This is a genomic window from Pseudoduganella sp. HUAS MS19 (genome assembly GCF_053615455.1).
This window is the reverse complement of record NZ_CM132133.1, coordinates 1,729,162-1,745,898: the sequence shown is the minus strand read 5'-3', so window position 1 is coordinate 1,745,898 and position 16,737 is coordinate 1,729,162. Positions and strand designations below refer to the sequence as shown.

Here is a 16,737-nt window from a genome sequence, read left to right as displayed (position 1 = left end):
CATGCCAACCTTGCGCCCGACTTATCCCCTGTTGCGTACTTGCCGCTGCCTGCTGCTGGCCCTCGGCCTGCTGGCCGGCGCCGGGCCGGCGGTCGCGCAAATCGGCTTGCCAGGCATGCCGCAGTTGCCCGGCGGCTTGCCGTCCCGCCTTGGCGAGAGCGCCTTGCGCGAACGCCTGCGCGAAAAGCTGCTTGATACGACAGAGTTGCCGCGCAAGGTGTCGCTGGACCAGCTTCGCGCGCTGAATGTGCGTGAGCTGTTGCAGCGGCATCCTGCGCAGCTCGAGCCCGATCCTTCCGGATTCCCGGTCGTGCGCAGGGAGATACTGGCGTGGTCCCCGTCCGAGGCCGGGCTGGCGGCAGTCACCGCTGCCGGGCTGTCAGTGGCCGGCAGGCAGGACATGCCGGAAGCCGGGCAATCGCTGGTGACTTTGCGGGTGCCCGAGGGTGTCGCCACGGCCGACGCGCTGGCCCGGCTGCGCGCGGCCGATCCTGCTGGCAGCTACGATTTCAACCACGTGTATACAGGAGCCGGCGAAACCGGCAGGGCGGACGGCGCCGGCCTTGCGCCGCGCGAAGCTGTGCCGGCTCGTGCGGCGCATATGACTGACAACGGCGCCGGAGCCACCGGCGCCGCTGGCGGCGAAGTGCGGGTCGGCCTGGTAGACAGCGGAGTTGATGGCAGCCACGAAGTATTCGAAAACGCCCGCATCGTACGCTGGGGCTGCGACGGCGCCGCGCGCCCCGCTCCCCACGGCACGGCGGTAGGCGCCTTGATGATCGGCAAATCCGAACGCTTCGCCGGCGCGGCGCCGGGCGCCCGGCTCTATGCCGCCGATATCTATTGCGACCAGCCGACCGGCGGCTCGGCCAGCCAGATCGTGCAGGCGCTGGCCTGGCTGGCGAGAGAGCAGGTCGGCGTCATTAATATCAGCCTGGTCGGCCCGCCGAACCAGATGCTGGGACGCGTGGTGCAGGCGATGGTGGCGCGTGGCCATCTGCTGGTGGCGGCAGTCGGCAACGACGGCCCGGCGGCCCCTCCCTTATATCCAGCCAGCTATCCCGGCGTGGTCGGCGTGACCGGTATCGATCCGAAACGCCGCCCGTTGCCCGAAGCCGCGCGCGGCCCGCAGGTAATGTTCGCGGCGCCGGGCAGCCAGATGGCGGCGGCCGCCATCGGCGCGCCGCCATACAAGCTTGTGCGCGGAACGAGTTTCGCCTCGCCACTGGTGGCGGCGCTGCTGGCGCCACGCCTGCCCTCCCCCTCCCCCGCACTAGCCGCCGAGGCGGTCTCCGCCCTGGCGGCCAACGCCAGCGCAGCCGGTGAAGGAACCGGCCGCGGCGTGGTGGCGGAAAACCTGCGCACTCCCCCTTCCGCCTTCCGCTGAAAAGTTTTTCGTTTTTTTTCGGATGGATGGAAGAAATCCCGTTTCCGGTTCGTTCTCTGTATGTAAGCGGCGGATTTCCCGCAGCCAGACTAAGGAGAACTGATATGAAAACCAATATCGCAACCATCATTCGCGCTGCCTTTATCGCTGCTGCCAGCGCCGCATCCATCGCCCAGGCCGGCCCGCTCGGCGGCGCGCTGGGCGGCAATATCGGCGGCGGCATCGGCGGCGCTTTCGGCGGCGGGATGGGTGCCATGCGCGGCGGGATGGCCGGGGATATCGCCGGCAGTACCATGCGCGGCAGCCGCGCCGGTGCGGATATCGCCGGCAATGCTGCAGGCAATATCACTGCCACCGCATCCCGCGCTTCTGCCGCTGATTCGGCAGCAAACAGCGCCACCCAGCGCAGCCTGGATGCCAGCGGCGCGGCGAATGGTGCGGCCAGCGTGGCCGGCAGCCTGTCCCGCAATGCCGGCACGGCCGGCGGTAACGCAGACGCTGCAGCCAATGGTTCGGCCAATAGCGCCGTCAATGGCACCGCTGGCAATGCGGCGAACAGCATGGCCGGCAGCCTGGGCGGCGGCGCTGGTGGCGCGTCTTCGCTCGGCGCGCAATTGGCGCGTGGTGCCGGCGCGGCCAGCGGCAGCGCGAACGGTACGGCAAGCGCTGCCGCCAACGGCGCCACCAGCAATGCTGCAGGCAGCCTGGCTGGCGGCGCGGCAGGTGCTTCCGCCCTGGCCGGCAAAGCGGCACACCGCGCAGGTGCCGTAAGCGGTGCAGCCGATGGCGCCGCATCCGGTGCCGCGAACGGTGCGGCAAACCGTGCTTCAAACAGCGCAGGCAGCACTGCGAACGGCAACGCAAGCGGCAGCGCAAACGGCGCGGCCAACGGGACTGCAAACGGCCTGGTGAGCGGCATTGCCGGGGCGGCAGCAGGCACTCACTCGCTCGGTGCCCAGGCGGCACGCCATGCCGGCAGCGCCGACGGCGCAGTTGCCGGCATGGCGAACGGCGCAGCAAACAGCGCATCCAACGGCACTTCCAACAAAGCGCCGGGCGGCGCAGAGAACAGCGGCAAATCCGGCTCGGCTTCCGGCTCCGGCAATGGCGCGTCCGGCCTGGGCGCCAGCCTGGCACGCGGCGCAAGCACGGTAAACGGCGGCGCCGACGGCGCATCCAGCGGCAGCGTCAATGCAAGCCGTTCCGGCGCCAGCGGTTCGGCGAAGGGTTCTGCAAACGGCTCCGCCAGCGCCAGCAAAGCCGCCCGCAGCAGCAGCGGTAACGGCGGCAGCGGCAGCCAGCCTGCACCGCAGCAATCGACGACAGGCGCTTCCGCCAACGGTAACGTGAACGCCGGCTTCAACGTCCAGGCCGGCAAAAACACCGCCGTTGAAGGCTCCGCGCAGTGACGCCGCGATCCGGGGCGGTGCGGCGAAAAAGCTTAAACTACCTGAGGTTTTCGCCAAAATCCGCCCCGAATTTCGTGGCGAGCCAGTCACTATATGGGCTTCTTCAAAAAACGGTACACACTTTTTTCAATTAATGTGCTAATCTGCGCGCTCCATTAACCAAGGAGGTAGTAATGAAAAAAGGCGAACTGATTGCAGAATTTGCGAAGCGTACCGAAATGTCCGGCGCAGCCGCTAACGACGCAATTAACACCCTGATCGCGATCGTTACCGAGCGTCTGAAAAAGGGCGACACCGTTGGCATCACCGGTTTCGGCACCTTCTCCGTCGCCAAGCGCGCTGCCCGCAAAGGCCGCAACCCAGCAACCGGCGAAGCGATCAAGATCGCTGCATCCAAGACCCCTAAGTTCTCGGCTGGCGCAACCCTGAAAGCCGCTGTGAACCCAACCAAGAAGAAGTAATTCTTCAGGCTTACCGCCAGAACGGCGGTTCAAGGCTGGCCCACAACGGCTTGTCTTGAACCGCCGTTTTTTATTGTGCGCCGCACCGATCACTTTATGCACAGGACGAACGACGACATGCGAATTCCCCTTATGCTGGCTGCCTTCCTTTTGCCCTTCGCAGCACACGCCTTCAATCCGGCAGGACTGGCGTTCAGCCACAACGACTGGCAGCTGGCCTGCGACAATACCGGAACCTGCCGCGCCGCCGGCTACCACTCCGACGAAGGCGAAAACTTGGCAGTCTCGGTGCTGCTGACGCGCAAGGCTGGCCCCAAGTCAACGGTCAGCGCGCAAGTAATGCTGGGGGAGTATGGCGAAAACCCGGCGCTGGCTGCGCTCCCCGCCAGATTCAAGCTGACCCTCAAGGTCAACGGCAAGGCCTTCGGCCAGGTCGCGATCGACAAGGGTTCGCTGGTCTCCGACCTTTCGCCGGAGCAGGTTAATGCCTTGCTGCTTGCCTTGCCGCGCCATGCCAACATCGAATTTGCCGGCAAGCGCGATACCTGGGTGGTGTCGGACAAGGGCGCTGCCGCAGTCCTGCTGAAGATGGACGAATACCAGGGACGGATCGGAACCACGGGAGCCCTTGTCAGGAAGGGCTCCCTGCCGGAGGCATCGGTTCCCGCCGCCGCACCCGTGCCAACCATTACCAGGGTCGACTATGCCAAGGCACAAGCGGGAGACGAGCGCTTCGTCGAGTCAAACAGGAAAACCCTGCTGGAAGCCCTGCGCTCGTCGCTCAAGGAGGCTGATTGCAACCTCCTGATGGCCGACGATGCGCCTGAGCCCGACCTGACAGCACAACGCCTGAGCGGCACGCAGATGCTGGTATCGACCCGCTGCTGGCTGGGCGCGTACAACGTCGGCGAAGGTTATTGGGTCGTCAGCCACAAGCCGCCGTTCAATCCTGTCCTGGTCTCGACCAGCATTTCCGAAGTCGGTACCGAAGACCTCCATGAGAGCCACAAGGGACGCGGCCTGGGCGACTGCTGGGCCTCCCGGACATTTACCTGGGACGGCAAGCAGTTCCGGCTTAGCGAAGCATCGACCACCGGAATGTGCCGGCTGATGGCAACCGGCGGCGCGTGGGCCCTGCCTACCGTGGTAACGAACGTGCGCTGAATTGGAGACTATACTCTAAGGCTTAGGCAGTTTTCTTTTGTATGATGGCGCTTCATAACCTCACTAAAGCAAAGGTAGACACCATGAGCCTGCAAGAACAGTTCGACCAAGCGATGGCCGATTCCAAGAACCTGCCGGAACGCCCGGACAATATGACCCTGCTGAAGATCTACGCCCTGTTCAAGCAAGGCTCGGCAGGCGATGCCACCGGCGAACGCCCAGGCATGACCGACTTCGTCAACCGCGCCAAGTTCGACGCATGGGCGGCACTGGCCGGCACCAGCCAGGACGACGCCAAGCAGCAGTACATCGACCTGATCGAAAGCCTGAAGTAATCTCGCCCCACCTGCGCCGCGAAGAGAACTACCTTCCGGCGCACGGTCTGATATGCTGCGAGGCGTATGCAAAGCCTCGAACGTATCCAGCAAAACTCCCGCGAAATCAATCGCCTGCTGGCGCGAATCAATGCGCTGGTCCAGGAACGGGACGCTTCGCCGGCGCAGCGCGCGGAATGGCAGGCGGCCTGCCAGGATTTTTATGCACGCTACGACAGCCTTTGTTTCCCCGGTGGCGCGGCGATGCTTGAGCGCGTACGCAGCGGCGATCCTGACGCCGTTGAGGCGGCGCTGCTATTCCTGCTCGCCGATCCTTACCATTTCCGTTCCGGCTACCTGAAAGAACGCCTCTGGCGCTGGCTGGCGCACCTGCCTCTCAACGCCCGCGCGCGCAACCGGCTGGAACGCGCAGCCCTCGCCTATCTTGACCGGCGCATCTGCCGCGAGTTCTGGACCATGTGTAAAACCATGGCGCGTATTGGCGGCGCGCAGTTCTGGTCGCGGGTTGCCGAACGCGCCTTGCGGGGCGATGTTCGCTCCACGCTGTTGCTTGCGCACGGCACCAGCGTGCAAGCTGGCGCGCAGGTTCGCCACCTCTTTTACAAGGCATGCTAGAGTTGCGTTTTTCGCAATCCACCTGCAACGCATGACACTCGAATTCCGCCGCGCGACGGCCGCCGACATTCCCACCATGAGCGCAATCAGGTTGGCAGTGCGCGAAAACGCGCTGTCCGATCCAGGCCGCATTACGCAGCAGATGTACGAAGATTACCTCGAGCGCCTTGGCCGGGGCTGGGTTTGCGAGCGCGAGGGAGCCGTGATCGGCTTTTCCTACGCAGCTAGCGAAGACAGCTCGATCTGGGCGCTGTTTGTCGATCCGGCACATGAAGGGCTGGGCGCGGGCAAGCGGTTGTTGCAGCTTGCGGCCGACTGGCTGTTTGCCAGCGGCAAGCAAGCGGTAACGCTTTCCACCGCGGCAGGCACCCGTGCCGACCGTCTCTACCTGGCGCAGGGCTGGCGGCGGGGCGACGTAAGGGACGATGGCAGTGTCCAATATCGTCTCATGCGCGGCACGACGATCCGCCGCGCCGACGCCGGCGACCTTGATGCCATGTGGGCGATTTTCCAACCCTTGCTGGCAGGCGGCGACGCCTTCCCCTTCGGCGAAGGATTCGAGAAGGCGACCTTCCAGCTGCACTGGTTCAGCAGCCACCCGGCCTATGTCGCCTGCGCCGGCAGGGAAATCCTCGGCATGTACAAGATGGGCGCCAACTATCCCGACCACGGCGCACATGTCGCCAGCGCAACCTACGCCGTGGCCGCGCAGGCGCAGGGCAAAGGCATTGGCCGCGCGCTGGTCGAGCACAGCCTGGCACAGGCGCGGCGCGAGGGTTTTCTGGCAATGCAGTTCAATTACGTCGTCAGCACCAACGGGCCCGCCATGGCCCTGTACCGCAAGCTGGGCTTCAATATCGCCGGCACCTTGCCGCAAGCGTTCCGCCACCGCGAGCTTGGACTGGTCGACGCCTACGTCCTGCATCGGTTCCTGGAAGGGCTGTGACGATGCTGCTTGCGCTATTGCTTTGCCTGGCCTGTCCGTTGGGGAGGCTCTCAGCAAGTCATGCCGGTTTGGTGAAGACCATCCTGCCTGCAGGGCCGCCAACGCGATGAGAAAGGACCGGCGGCGATGAGGAAGGTGATTCCTGCGGCGAATCCGGAGGCTTATGTTGCGGCGCTGGCGGGCTGGCAAAAGGCGTTCGTCACTGCACTGCGCGAGGCAGTGCTGGAAGCTGCGCCGGGGCTGGAAGAGCGCATCAAATGGACGCACCTGGTCTATTTCAGCAACGGGCCCGTGCTGCTGATCCGAGCCGAAGAACACCGGGTGCTGTTCGGCTTCTGGCGCGGCAAGCGCCTGCTGCATATCGAGCCGCGCATGAGCGGTGGCGGCAAATATGCACTGCGCACCCTGGAACTACGGCAGGATACGCCACTCGAGCGCGCTACCGTGCTGGAACTGGTGCGGGCGGCCGCGGCGCTGAACGCGACGGTGGGCGATCCCACCAGGGCTGCTTAAGCGGCAGCGAAAACCGAACGCATCTTCTCGGCCACCTTGCCTTCGATGGCGCTCTTGAAGGCGCCCATCAGGAAGCCAAGCTTGATATTCATATGGGCTGCGCTGTCCGCCAGGGTCAGCGTGCCTTCCACGCCGCTGCGGCCGAACTTCAGGGTGTCGCCATGCCATTGGCAGGCCAGGTCGAATTCCTTGGCAATACGCTGTGCCACCTGTTCTGCTGCTGCGCGCGCTTGCGCAGGTTCCAGGTTGTGGGCCTGGGTGATGTTGATATCGGCCATACTTTGCTAATCAAAAAGCACAAAAGGTGCTATTTTAACGCACGCTTCTTTGTGCTGGATCAAAGGGCGCTGTCGCAGACAGGGTAACCATGGTCATTCAACCGCCCTTGGGAGAGTGATCATGGATGAGAAAATGTGCATGACTTTGCCGGTCAGCTTTGTGCCGACGCCATCCGCCCTGTACCGCGCGCACCGCAAGTCGGCGCAACTGCTACAGCAGCCCAGCCTGCCACGCCTGAAAGATACCGCGTTGCCCACGCGTCCCGCCGCTGCACCGCCCGCCGGTGCGCGCGTGCTGATCTGGAAGCAGGATCCTTCCGTCAGCGAACTCGGCCCGCGCAAGATTTTCCTGCCAGGCGTGATCCTGGAAGGCCCGCGCGATGCCCGCATCACTTGCGGCAAGCCCGGCATTGCGCCGGTCAGCCCGAATGCCTTCGGCGACTTCATCATGGCGCCGGACACCGACCAGTTCGATGCCGTGCACACCTTTGCCGTGGTGCGCTCGACCCTGACCATGTACCAGCGCGTACTGTCGCGTGCCGAACAGAGCGCGCCCCTGCCCTGGGCCTGGAACAGCGGCAATAACACCGATCCGCTGGAAGTCTTCCCGCACGGCCTGCCGAACGTGATGAATGCCTATTACAGCCGCAACGACCGCGCCCTGAAGTTCGGCGATTTTGTGCCAAGCGGCTCGACCAGCCGCGTGTTCACCTGCCGCTCCTTCGACATCGTCTCGCACGAAACCGCCCACGCCGTGCTGGACGGGCTGAAACCGAAATGGATCCTGAACAGCGCGCCGCCGCAGACCGGCGGCTTGCACGAATCCTTCGGCGACCTGACTGCCATCTTCCTCGCGCTGTCCCAGCTCGACCAGGTGGAAGCGGTGATCGCGCAAACCAAGGCCGACCTGCACGACAAGACCTTCCTGGCCGATATGGCGGAGCAATTCGGCCTGGCGCTGGGGCGGCCGAACGGCCTGCGCAATGCCGACAATGACCTCAAGCTGTCCGAAACCGGCAACGAGGTGCATGCGATCTCGCAGGTCTTCACCGGCGCTGTCTATGACATCCTGGCCGACATCTTTTCCTTCGAGCGTGCCCCCGGCCTGCGCGACGATGCAGCCTGCCTGCACAGCGTGGCAGGCTATTTGTGCAGCCTGGTGCTGCGCGCCCTGGTGGCGGCGCCCGAGGCCAATGCCAAGTACGCCGACGTGGTGAACCAGATGCTGCGCGTCGCGGCGGAAGACGGCAAGCCCGTCGAGTACGCCAACTTCATCCGCAACCGCTTCGCCCTGCGCGAAGTGGTGGTGTCACCCCTGCCGCTGACCGAGGACCAGCCGCAAAACCTGGAACTGCCAGCGATGGTGGAAGATGCGCCGGATGCGCGCCAGGACCGGCGCGCCTGCTGCGGTACCATGAACCATGCCGAGTACTTCGACCTGGAAGGCGTGCTCGATGCCGAGCGCCAGGCCCTGGCCGCCTGGTGCAAGAATTACACGACCCGCCATGGGGAGGTGGCGATCGAAAAATGAAGATCACCGCGATCGGCGGGGGCGGCTTTGCCGGCCTCAGCCAGCACTTTGAAGTTGACACGGATACAAGTCCAGCCGGTCCGGCACTGGAGGCGGCCCTCGCCTCCAGTGGTTTTTTCACGTCCGCAGAAAATGTTCCGCCCCCGGTTGGCGCCGATCTGGGGCAGTGGACTATCACAGCCGACGACGGCCGTCGACGACATAGCTTAAGCTTTGTCGAGACCGGCGCCCCGCCTTGGCAAGATCTGCTCGATTTGATCCGTTCCGCCGCCTGAAAGCAAGACTGTTAGAGGCACGCCACGAATTTGCTTATTTAGATTGTATCTAAGCCCGAATTGTGAGAAATAGCGGATTGCCTTAAAATACAGTGCTTTGCTGAGCTTTTTCCAGCGCTCCAACATAGATAGGACTGTTATGACCCACGTTGTCACCGAATCCTGCATCGCCTGCCGCTATACCGATTGCGTCGATGTTTGCCCGGTAGATTGCTTCCGCGAAGGCCCGAACTTCCTGGCCATTGACCCTGACGAATGCATCGACTGCGCCGTGTGCGTGGCCGAATGCCCGGTCAACGCCATCTTCGCTGAGGAAGACGTGCCGTCCGACCAGCAGCAGTACATCAAGATCAATGCTGACTTGTCGCGCAACTGGCCTTCTATCACCAAGACCAAGCCTGCCCTGCCGGAAGCCGAGCAGTTCAAGGACGTCAAGGAAAAGGCCCACTTGCTGAAGCGCTAAGCCATCGGCTAAACGCTTCAAGCAGCCTGTTATTCACCGTGCAACACCGCGCCTGACGCGGTGTTCGCTTATTCAGATGGAATGAGAATCATTATGAATGTCGTCAGCACCCCACCAGGCGGTCTCCACGAGACCGATGCAGTCATCATCGGCGCCGGCCCGGTCGGCCTGTTCCAGGTCTTCGAACTCGGCCTGCTGGAGATCAAAGCCCACGTGATCGACTCGCTCAGCGCCGTTGGCGGCCAGTGCGTGGAACTGTACCCGGACAAGCCGATCTACGACATTCCAGCCATTCCATCCTGCACCGGCCAGGAACTGACCGACGGCCTGCTGAAGCAGATCGAACCGTTCGGCGCGACCTACCACCTGGGCCAGGAAGTGACTGTCGTGCAAAAGCGCGAAGACGGCCGTTTCGACGTGGAAACCTCGTTGGGCACCAAGTTCATCACCAAGACCATCTTCATCGCTGCCGGCGTGGGTTCGTTCCAGCCGCGCACCATGAAGGTTGACGGCATCGACGCTTTCGAAGGCTCGCAGCTGTTTTACCGCGTGAAGAACCCGGCCATGTTCGAAGGCAAAAACCTGGTGATCTGCGGCGGCGGCGACTCCGCGCTGGACTGGGCCCTGAACTTCGTCGGCAAGGCTGAATCCGTGGTGCTGCTGCACCGCCGTGAAGACTTCCGCGCTGCGCCTGCTTCCGTGGCCAAGATGAAGCAGCTGTGCGAAGAGTACGAAATGCAGCTGATCATCGGCCAGGTGTCGGGCATCGAAACCAAGGACGACAAGCTGTCCGAACTGCGCGTGACGGGCGCCGACGGCGTGACCCGCCGCGTGCCGCTGGACATGCTGCTGGTGTTCTACGGCCTGTCGCCAAAGCTGGGCCCGATCGCCGAGTGGGGCCTGGATATCGAGCGCAAGCAGCTGAAAGTGGTGTCGACCGAGAAGTTCGAAACCAATGTGCCGGGCATCTTCGCCGTCGGCGACATCAACACTTACCCGGGCAAGAAGAAGCTGATCCTGTCGGGTTTCCACGAAGCCGCACTGGCCGCTTTCGGCGCTGCACCATACATCTTCCCGGACAAGAAGATCCACATGCAGTACACCACGACGTCGCCAAAACTCCACAAGGTTCTGGGCGTGGAAACGCCAGTGTTCGACTGATCCGACCGGTTCTTCGGACGCATCCTACAAAAAAGCAGCGGAAACGCTGCTTTTTTTGTTTTCGCACTCGTATTATGTTGGAATCATGGCGTATTAGCCGTTGTTTATGTACTTTCTGTCAGGTACTGCGGAATGCTGTAGGTCATGTATAAATGGCCTATAATTGAATCATCTTTGCGCATTGCCACAATTTTCAGCGGGACATACTATGCTTTACCAATTGCACGAAATGCAACGCTCTCTCCTGCATCCACTGATGCAGTGGGCTGAAGCCTCGTCCAAGCTGTTTACCAATCCTGTTTCGCCTTTTGCGCACACACCGTTCTCGCAGCGTATCGCCGCGGGTTACGAACTGATGTATCGCCTGGGCAAGGAATATGAAAAGCCGGAATTCGGCATCAAACAGGCTGTGGTCAATGGCAAGCAAGTCCACATCGACGAACGCGTCGTGGAAAACAAACCCTTCTGCAAGCTGCTGCACTTCCGCAAGGATGTGAGCGAGAAGGAGTTCAAGGCGCTCAAACAGCCGACCGTGCTGCTGGTGGCGCCGCTGTCCGGTCACCATGCGACGCTGCTGCGCGATACCGTGCAGGCGCTGCTGTCCGAACACGACGTCTACATCACCGACTGGATCGACGCGCGCCTGGTGCCGCTGTCGGAAGGTCCGTTCCACCTGAACGACTATGTGAAGTATGTGCAGGAATTCATCCGCCTGCTCGGCCCCGACCTGCACGTGATCTCCGTCTGCCAGCCTACCGTTCCGGTGATGGCGGCGATTTCCCTGATGGCGACCGCCAAGGACCCGAAACTGCCAAAGACCATGACGATGATGGGCGGCCCGATCGATCCGCGCAGATCGCCGACCCAGGTCAACAACCTGGCAGTGGAAAAGAAGTTCTCGTGGTTTGAAAACACCGTGATCTATGCGGTGCCGCCTAACTATCCCGGCTTTGGCCGCAAGGTGTATCCGGGCTTCCTGCAGCATGCGGGCTTTATCGCCATGAACCCGGGCCGCCATGCACAATCGCACCGCGAGTTCTACATGCACCTGGTGCGTGGCGACGACGAACCGGCCGAATCCCACCGCAAGTTCTACGACGAGTACAACGCAGTGCTGGATATGCCGGCGGAGTACTACCTCGACACGATCAAGACGGTATTCCAGGAATTCCGCCTGCCGCAAGGCACCTGGGAAGTCGATGGCGTATTTGTGCGTCCGCAGGACATCAAGAATGTGGCGCTATTGACGGTAGAAGGCGAACTGGATGACATTTCCGGCGCCGGCCAAACGCAGGCAGCGCACGACCTGTGCTCCGGCATTCCGGCCAATATGCAGGAAGACTTCGTGGTGCCCGGCGCAGGCCACTACGGCATCTTCTCCGGCCGCCGCTGGCGCGAAATGGTCTGCCCGCGTATCGCGGCGTTTATCAAGAAACACAGCTGAGGACTCCTGCCCTTCAGCCGGCCGGGCCCGCGTGCCCGGCTTTTATTACGGCAATTAATATACTTTTTTATATAATATGAAGATTGATCCCGTCGCCTTGCAGGCTGCCGCCGGCCGCGCATCCGGGCTGCTGAAATCCCTGTCCAACCGGGACCGTCTGATGCTTCTATGCCAGCTCGTGCAGGGAGAGCATTCGGTAGGCGAGCTGGAAGCGGCGACCGGCATTGCACAGCCAACGCTGTCGCAGCAACTGACTGTGCTGCGCAACGGCGAACTGGTGGCCACGCGGCGGGAGGGCAAGCAGATTTTTTACAGTATCGCCAGCGCAGAAGCGATGGCGGTGCTGCAGGTGTTGTACAAGCTGTACTGTCCAAAGGAGTAGGAAACATGAGCGCTTACTACGCGCCGCTGATAGGCGGCATCATGATTGGCTTGGGAGCGGCAATGCTTCTGCTCCTGAACGGGCGTATTGCCGGTATCAGCGGCATCCTCGGCGGGCTGCTTGGCCAGGCCTTTACGCGCCAGCCAGGCGCCGGCGGCGATGCAGGCTGGCGCATCGCTTTCCTGGCCGGGCTGGTGGCGGCACCCCTTCTCTATAGCCTGTTTACTGCGCTGCCTGCGGTACAAGTGGATGCGAGCGCCGCGACCCTGGCGATCGCCGGCCTGATGGTCGGGCTGGGCACGCGTTACGCCTCCGGCTGCACCAGCGGCCACGGGATCTGCGGGCTGTCCCGCTTCTCGCCGCGCTCATTGGCGGCTACCGTCACCTTCATGGTCGCCGGCTTCGCAACCGTCGCCATTGTGCGAGGCCTGCCATGAGCACCTTCACTTCCTTGCTGGCCGGATTGATTTTCGGCCTGGGCCTGCTCGTGTCGGGCATGACAAACCCCGCCAAGGTGCTGGGTTTCCTGGACCTGTTCGGCAACTGGGATCCCGCGATGGCATTCGTCATGGTGGGGGCGCTGCTGGTCGGCACCGTCTCCTTCCACATCGCGGGCAAACGCACGCGCGCGATCCTTGGCGCACCAATCAGCTTGCCGACAGCCCGCGACATCGACCGCCGCCTGATACTTGGCAGCCTGGCCTTTGGCATCGGATGGGGCCTGGCCGGCTACTGCCCGGGCCCAGTCATCACATCGCTGGCGACCGGCGGAGGCAAGCCGTGGATCTTCTTTATCGCCATGCTTGCCGGCATGGCGATCTTTGAACTGGCCGAACGGCGCAAGGCTTAGTTGACCGTGGGGCGGTCGGTGTCGAGGCGGCGCAGGTAGTCGCGCTCGAACCTGGGGAGATCGATTTCGCGGGAGGCTTCGTTGAAGGCCCTTTGCTGCGCTTGGCCGGCAGGGGTGCGCTGGAAGCAGATGTGGACAGTGCGTTCGTGGAACAGGTTTTCCGAGAAGGCGACACGTTCACGTTCGGTGCGCGTGAAGCGCTGGCTGGCAAGCAGGTGGCGCAGTACGCGCTTTTCGATCACCATCGCATCGAAACGTTTGCCGAGAAGCTTGCGCAAATTGGTCTCGTCATTGACACCCTCCTGCACATGCAACACGCCGCGCCGCACCAGGCCATCGAACTCTTCGCCGTTCGAATATCCGGCCACGATGCCGATGCTGGCATCGCGCAGTTCCCGCATGGTGGAGGCGACAACCGGCGCCTCCTTCAAATAAGCCAGAACGTTTATTGTGGTGCCGATCGGCGTGGAGAAATGGCATTGCGTTTCACGCTGCGGCGTGCGCCACACCGCCAGCAAGCCGGCATAACGCGGATCATTCAAGCCCAATTCAAAGGTGCGCTTCCACGGATAGTAATCGAAGCTGGCCGTGCTTCCGAGGCGAGCAAAGACCGCCAATGTATAAGCACCGGAAAGGCCGTGATCAGGCAAGGAGGCAGTCACGAACGGCGGCCATTCTTCCGATGCGAGCCGCACAGCGGGGCCGGCGACAACGAGGCCTTGCCACCCGAGCAGCAAACAAAGCCCCCCAGCAATCGCCTGCATGACACGCATGGTTCCCCACCCTGTGTAAAAAGGAGTAATGATCCCATGGAAGTTAACATGAAGCAACTTCCGCAAAGCCAGCGCAGATATTGGATAATAGCGCTTTACCGTAACGCTGCTGACCGTGACTGAACCGAAGACCCTGGCCGACCGCATCGAAGACGTGCTGCCGCAAACCCAATGCACGAAGTGCAGCTACAAGGGCTGCCGGCCGTATGCGGAAGCGATTGCGTCCGGTGAAGCGAACATCAACCAATGCCCGCCCGGCGGCGCCGAAGGCATACGCCGTTTGTCCAGCGTTACCGGGCGCCCGGTCATTCCCCTGAATCCCGTCAACGGCTTCGAGCGCCCGCGCGCTGTCGCCTTCATCGACGAGTCGCTGTGTATCGGCTGCACGCTGTGCATCCAGGCCTGCCCGGTCGACGCGATCATGGGCGCGGCCAAGCAGATGCACACCATCATCCCGCAAGACTGCACCGGCTGCGACCTGTGCGTGCCGGCCTGCCCGGTGGACTGCATCGTCATGTACCCGGTGACCGAGACCACCGGCTGGGATGCCTGGACACAGCCGCAAGCCGACGAAGCGCGCGAGCGCCACGACTTCCGTCTGGCGCGTCTGGTCCGCGAACGCGAGGAAAACGATGCACGTCTTGCCGCCAAGGCCCATGCCAAAGCCGCCGCAGTGGATCGCCTCAACCCCGAGAGCGACGCCGAAGCAGCCGAGAAAGAACGCAAGCGCCAGATTATCGCCGCAGCCATGGAACGCGCCCGCAAACGTAGCGAGGGCAACCCAGACCAATGAATCCCGCAAAACGACTAGAGATCTTTACGCGCCTGCGCGAAGCGAACCCGAATCCCGAAACCGAACTGGAATACACCACCCCCTTCGAGCTGCTGATTGCCGTCCTGCTCTCGGCGCAAGCGACCGACGTCGGTGTGAACAAGGCCACGCGCAAGCTCTATCCGGTGGCAAACACGCCGCAAGCCATGTTGGATTTGGGGCTCGACGAGCTGACCGAATACATCCGCACGATCGGCCTGTACAAGACCAAGGCCAAGAACGTGATCGCGACCTGCCAGATCCTGGTGGACCAGCATGGCGGCCAAGTGCCGCAAACGCGCGAAGAACTGGAGCAGCTGCCGGGCGTGGGCCGCAAAACTGCCAACGTGGTGTTGAATACCGCGTTCCGGCAGATCGCCATGGCAGTCGACACGCATATCTTCCGCGTCTCCAACCGCACCGGCATCGCACCGGGCAAGAACGTGAACATCGTCGAACAAAAGCTGATGAAGTTCGTGCCGAAGGAATTCCTGATGGACGCGCACCACTGGCTCATCCTGCACGGCCGCTACACCTGCGTAGCGCGCAAGCCCAAGTGCTGGAACTGCGTCATCGCCGACCTGTGCGAATTCAAGGGCAAAACGCCCGCCCCCGCCAACGCCTGAGCCCGTGTCACACCTTGGGGTCACACCCCAAGTGTGACACGAGCTCGGCCTTTAAATGCATGAGCCCGTGTCACCATTGGGGTGTGACCCCAAGGTGTGACACGAGTTCTACAGTAGGACCATATTGTCGCGGTGGATCAGCTCGTGGCCTTCGACGTAGCCGAGGATGGCTTCGATTTCGGCGGAAGGCTGGCGCTTGATGCGGCGCGTTTCGGCGCTGGTGTAGTTGCTGATGCCGCGTGCGATGGCATGGCCGTCTTCGCCAACACAGGTGATCACGGCGCCGCGGCCGAATTCTCCGTGTACTTCGATCACACCGATCGGCAGCAGCGATTTGCCTTCCTTTGCCAGCTTTTGCACGGCGCCGGCATCGAGCACGACCTGGCCTGCGGTGTGCAGGTGGTCCGCCATCCATTGCTTGCGCGCCGTCAGGTGACCCATTTGTGCGGACAGTTCGGTGCCGATGCTTTCGCCGCCTGCCAGGCGGGTCAACACGTCGGCCTCGCGGCCAAAGGCAATCACAGTGTGCGCGCCGGATTTGGCGGCGCGCTTGGCTGCGAGGATCTTGGTCAGCATGCCGCCACGGCCCAGCGAGGAGCCGGCACCGCCGGCCATCGCCTCCAGCGCTGGATCGCCGGCGCGTCCGTGGGTGATCAGGTAAGCCGCAGGGTCCTTGCGCGGATCGGCACTGAACAGGCCGCGCTGGTCGGTCAGGATAATCAGCGCATCGGCTTCGATCAGGTTGGCCACCAGGGCGCCCAGCGTGTCGTTGTCGCCGAACTTGATTTCATCGGTGACGACGGTGTCGTTCTCGTTGATGATCGGGACCACGCCCAGGCGCAGCAAGGTGGTCAGCGTGGAGCGTGCGTTCAGGTAGCGTTCGCGGTCGGCCAGGTCGGCGTGGGTCAGCAGCACCTGCGCGGTGCCGATGCTGTGCTCGCGGAAGCTGGTTTCGTAAATCTGCGCGAGCCCCATCTGGCCCACGGCGGCGCATGCCTGAAGTTCGTGTATGTCCGTCGGTCGCTTGTCGAAGCCCAGGCGCAGCATGCCTTCGGCTACGGCGCCGGAGCTGACCAGCACGACTTCCTTGCCCAGCGCACGCAGGGCGGAGATCTGTGAGGCCCAACGGGCGATAGCGGCATGATCGAGCCCGCGGCCGTCATTGGTGACGAGCGACGAGCCCACTTTGATGATGATGCGGGTGGAGTTCTGGATAAGCGAATTCATAAGGACGGCAAAGTCTTCTCAAGCAAAAGGTACGCGAAACTTCTGGTGATGCGCCGGGCGGGGTGATGCCGGCTTGCCGCAGACAA

The 16,737-nt window shown here is 62.8% G+C and carries 21 protein-coding genes; 18 read left to right on the top strand and 3 right to left on the bottom strand.

Annotated elements, in window-relative coordinates:
- Position 1: 1 nt before the first annotated feature.
- From ACWBU6_RS08130 to ACWBU6_RS08095, 8 genes are all read left to right on the top strand, one after another.
- Entirely contained in the window at positions 2-1,387 is a 1,386-nt protein-coding gene (locus ACWBU6_RS08130; protein ID WP_452648307.1) for a S8 family serine peptidase, read from the top strand.
- A 104-nt stretch (positions 1,388-1,491) separates the two neighbouring features.
- Positions 1,492-2,796: a hypothetical protein gene (locus tag ACWBU6_RS08125; protein WP_452648306.1), complete on the top strand. Its 1,305-nt coding sequence runs from the start codon at positions 1,492-1,494 to the stop codon at positions 2,794-2,796.
- 173 nt (positions 2,797-2,969) lie between these two features.
- Positions 2,970-3,257, top strand: a complete 288-nt coding sequence (locus ACWBU6_RS08120; protein WP_057261775.1) for an HU family DNA-binding protein — start codon at positions 2,970-2,972, stop codon at positions 3,255-3,257.
- 117 nt (positions 3,258-3,374) lie between these two features.
- Positions 3,375-4,421, top strand: coding sequence for a DUF1176 domain-containing protein (locus ACWBU6_RS08115; protein ID WP_452648305.1), 1,047 nt, complete (start codon positions 3,375-3,377; stop codon positions 4,419-4,421).
- An 83-nt stretch (positions 4,422-4,504) separates the two neighbouring features.
- A complete protein-coding gene (locus ACWBU6_RS08110; RefSeq protein ID WP_028100729.1) occupies positions 4,505-4,756 on the top strand; it encodes an acyl-CoA-binding protein in 252 nt (83 codons plus the stop codon).
- Positions 4,757-4,822: 66 nt separating this feature from the next.
- The gene (locus ACWBU6_RS08105; protein ID WP_452648304.1) at positions 4,823-5,371 is read left to right on the top strand and encodes a hypothetical protein; all 549 of its coding nucleotides are present in this window, start codon (positions 4,823-4,825) and stop codon (positions 5,369-5,371) included.
- Between the two features lie 31 nt (positions 5,372-5,402).
- Positions 5,403-6,317, top strand: a complete 915-nt coding sequence (locus ACWBU6_RS08100) for an N-acetyltransferase family protein (protein ID WP_452648303.1) — start codon at positions 5,403-5,405, stop codon at positions 6,315-6,317.
- A 126-nt stretch (positions 6,318-6,443) separates the two neighbouring features.
- Positions 6,444-6,830 (top strand): DUF1801 domain-containing protein, encoded by a 387-nt coding sequence (locus ACWBU6_RS08095; protein ID WP_452648302.1) that lies wholly within the window; start codon positions 6,444-6,446, stop codon positions 6,828-6,830.
- Here the strand turns inward: ACWBU6_RS08095 and ACWBU6_RS08090 are convergent.
- Positions 6,827-7,108, bottom strand: coding sequence for a polyhydroxyalkanoic acid system family protein (locus tag ACWBU6_RS08090; protein ID WP_452648301.1), 282 nt, complete (start codon positions 7,106-7,108; stop codon positions 6,827-6,829). The genes ACWBU6_RS08095 and ACWBU6_RS08090 overlap by 4 nt on opposite strands.
- Positions 7,109-7,229: 121 nt before the next feature.
- On the opposite strand from ACWBU6_RS08090, the gene ACWBU6_RS08085 reads away from it, so the two are divergent.
- From ACWBU6_RS08085 to ACWBU6_RS08050, 8 genes are all read left to right on the top strand, one after another.
- Positions 7,230-8,639, top strand: coding sequence for a hypothetical protein (locus tag ACWBU6_RS08085; protein ID WP_452648300.1), 1,410 nt, complete (start codon positions 7,230-7,232; stop codon positions 8,637-8,639).
- Complete coding sequence (locus tag ACWBU6_RS08080) at positions 8,636-8,914, top strand: protealysin inhibitor emfourin (RefSeq protein ID WP_452648299.1); 279 nt, start codon at positions 8,636-8,638, stop codon at positions 8,912-8,914. The genes ACWBU6_RS08085 and ACWBU6_RS08080 overlap by 4 nt, the downstream gene beginning before the upstream one ends.
- 139 nt (positions 8,915-9,053) lie before the next feature.
- A complete protein-coding gene (gene fdxA / locus ACWBU6_RS08075; RefSeq protein WP_028100735.1) occupies positions 9,054-9,377 on the top strand; it encodes a ferredoxin FdxA in 324 nt (107 codons plus the stop codon).
- Between the two features lie 93 nt (positions 9,378-9,470).
- Positions 9,471-10,538, top strand: coding sequence for an NAD(P)/FAD-dependent oxidoreductase (locus tag ACWBU6_RS08070; RefSeq protein ID WP_426169682.1), 1,068 nt, complete (start codon positions 9,471-9,473; stop codon positions 10,536-10,538).
- Between the two features lie 208 nt (positions 10,539-10,746).
- A complete protein-coding gene (locus ACWBU6_RS08065; RefSeq protein ID WP_452648298.1) occupies positions 10,747-11,982 on the top strand; it encodes a polyhydroxyalkanoate depolymerase in 1,236 nt (411 codons plus the stop codon).
- Between the two features lie 76 nt (positions 11,983-12,058).
- Positions 12,059-12,364 carry a metalloregulator ArsR/SmtB family transcription factor gene (locus ACWBU6_RS08060; protein ID WP_452648297.1) on the top strand — a complete coding sequence of 102 codons (306 nt, stop codon included), beginning with the start codon at positions 12,059-12,061 and terminating at the stop codon, positions 12,362-12,364.
- 5 nt (positions 12,365-12,369) lie between these two features.
- Positions 12,370-12,801 (top strand): YeeE/YedE family protein, encoded by a 432-nt coding sequence (locus tag ACWBU6_RS08055; protein WP_452648296.1) that lies wholly within the window; start codon positions 12,370-12,372, stop codon positions 12,799-12,801.
- Positions 12,798-13,214, top strand: a complete 417-nt coding sequence (locus tag ACWBU6_RS08050) for a DUF6691 family protein (protein ID WP_452648295.1) — start codon at positions 12,798-12,800, stop codon at positions 13,212-13,214. Before ACWBU6_RS08055 ends, ACWBU6_RS08050 begins: the two co-directional genes overlap by 4 nt.
- Here the strand turns inward: ACWBU6_RS08050 and ACWBU6_RS08045 are convergent.
- Positions 13,211-13,987, bottom strand: coding sequence for a substrate-binding periplasmic protein (locus ACWBU6_RS08045; RefSeq protein WP_452648294.1), 777 nt, complete (start codon positions 13,985-13,987; stop codon positions 13,211-13,213). The genes ACWBU6_RS08050 and ACWBU6_RS08045 overlap by 4 nt on opposite strands.
- Positions 13,988-14,102: 115 nt before the next feature.
- Here ACWBU6_RS08045 and rsxB point away from each other — a divergent pair, with 115 nt between their 5' ends.
- Entirely contained in the window at positions 14,103-14,780 is a 678-nt protein-coding gene (gene rsxB / locus ACWBU6_RS08040) for an electron transport complex subunit RsxB (RefSeq protein ID WP_452648293.1), read from the top strand.
- Positions 14,777-15,424 carry an endonuclease III gene (nth, locus tag ACWBU6_RS08035; protein WP_452648292.1) on the top strand — a complete coding sequence of 216 codons (648 nt, stop codon included), beginning with the start codon at positions 14,777-14,779 and terminating at the stop codon, positions 15,422-15,424. Before rsxB ends, nth begins: the two co-directional genes overlap by 4 nt.
- A gap of 108 nt (positions 15,425-15,532) precedes the next feature.
- Here nth and proB read toward each other — a convergent pair whose 3' ends face one another.
- Complete coding sequence (gene proB / locus ACWBU6_RS08030; protein WP_452648291.1) at positions 15,533-16,651, bottom strand: glutamate 5-kinase; 1,119 nt, start codon at positions 16,649-16,651, stop codon at positions 15,533-15,535.
- Positions 16,652-16,737: the final 86 nt, after the last annotated feature.

What these genes read in the sequence shown, in the direction of transcription:
- ACWBU6_RS08120 (WP_057261775.1), top strand. Translation starts at nt 2,970, where the DNA reads ATGAAAAAAGGCGAACTGATTGCAGAATTTGCGAAGCGTACCGAAATG.
- ACWBU6_RS08045 (WP_452648294.1), bottom strand. Translation starts at nt 13,987, where the DNA reads ATGCGTGTCATGCAGGCGATTGCTGGGGGGCTTTGTTTGCTGCTCGGG.
- ACWBU6_RS08055 (WP_452648296.1), top strand. Translation starts at nt 12,370, where the DNA reads ATGAGCGCTTACTACGCGCCGCTGATAGGCGGCATCATGATTGGCTTG.
- ACWBU6_RS08110 (WP_028100729.1), top strand. Translation starts at nt 4,505, where the DNA reads ATGAGCCTGCAAGAACAGTTCGACCAAGCGATGGCCGATTCCAAGAAC.
- ACWBU6_RS08090 (WP_452648301.1), bottom strand. Translation starts at nt 7,108, where the DNA reads ATGGCCGATATCAACATCACCCAGGCCCACAACCTGGAACCTGCGCAA.
- ACWBU6_RS08050 (WP_452648295.1), top strand. Translation starts at nt 12,798, where the DNA reads ATGAGCACCTTCACTTCCTTGCTGGCCGGATTGATTTTCGGCCTGGGC.
- ACWBU6_RS08105 (WP_452648304.1), top strand. Translation starts at nt 4,823, where the DNA reads ATGCAAAGCCTCGAACGTATCCAGCAAAACTCCCGCGAAATCAATCGC.
- nth (WP_452648292.1), top strand. Translation starts at nt 14,777, where the DNA reads ATGAATCCCGCAAAACGACTAGAGATCTTTACGCGCCTGCGCGAAGCG.
- ACWBU6_RS08070 (WP_426169682.1), top strand. Translation starts at nt 9,471, where the DNA reads ATGAATGTCGTCAGCACCCCACCAGGCGGTCTCCACGAGACCGATGCA.
- ACWBU6_RS08065 (WP_452648298.1), top strand. Translation starts at nt 10,747, where the DNA reads ATGCTTTACCAATTGCACGAAATGCAACGCTCTCTCCTGCATCCACTG.
- ACWBU6_RS08060 (WP_452648297.1), top strand. Translation starts at nt 12,059, where the DNA reads ATGAAGATTGATCCCGTCGCCTTGCAGGCTGCCGCCGGCCGCGCATCC.
- proB (WP_452648291.1), bottom strand. Translation starts at nt 16,651, where the DNA reads ATGAATTCGCTTATCCAGAACTCCACCCGCATCATCATCAAAGTGGGC.
- ACWBU6_RS08095 (WP_452648302.1), top strand. Translation starts at nt 6,444, where the DNA reads ATGAGGAAGGTGATTCCTGCGGCGAATCCGGAGGCTTATGTTGCGGCG.
- ACWBU6_RS08100 (WP_452648303.1), top strand. Translation starts at nt 5,403, where the DNA reads ATGACACTCGAATTCCGCCGCGCGACGGCCGCCGACATTCCCACCATG.
- ACWBU6_RS08130 (WP_452648307.1), top strand. Translation starts at nt 2, where the DNA reads ATGCCAACCTTGCGCCCGACTTATCCCCTGTTGCGTACTTGCCGCTGC.
- fdxA (WP_028100735.1), top strand. Translation starts at nt 9,054, where the DNA reads ATGACCCACGTTGTCACCGAATCCTGCATCGCCTGCCGCTATACCGAT.
- ACWBU6_RS08085 (WP_452648300.1), top strand. Translation starts at nt 7,230, where the DNA reads ATGGATGAGAAAATGTGCATGACTTTGCCGGTCAGCTTTGTGCCGACG.
- ACWBU6_RS08115 (WP_452648305.1), top strand. Translation starts at nt 3,375, where the DNA reads ATGCGAATTCCCCTTATGCTGGCTGCCTTCCTTTTGCCCTTCGCAGCA.
- ACWBU6_RS08125 (WP_452648306.1), top strand. Translation starts at nt 1,492, where the DNA reads ATGAAAACCAATATCGCAACCATCATTCGCGCTGCCTTTATCGCTGCT.
- ACWBU6_RS08080 (WP_452648299.1), top strand. Translation starts at nt 8,636, where the DNA reads ATGAAGATCACCGCGATCGGCGGGGGCGGCTTTGCCGGCCTCAGCCAG.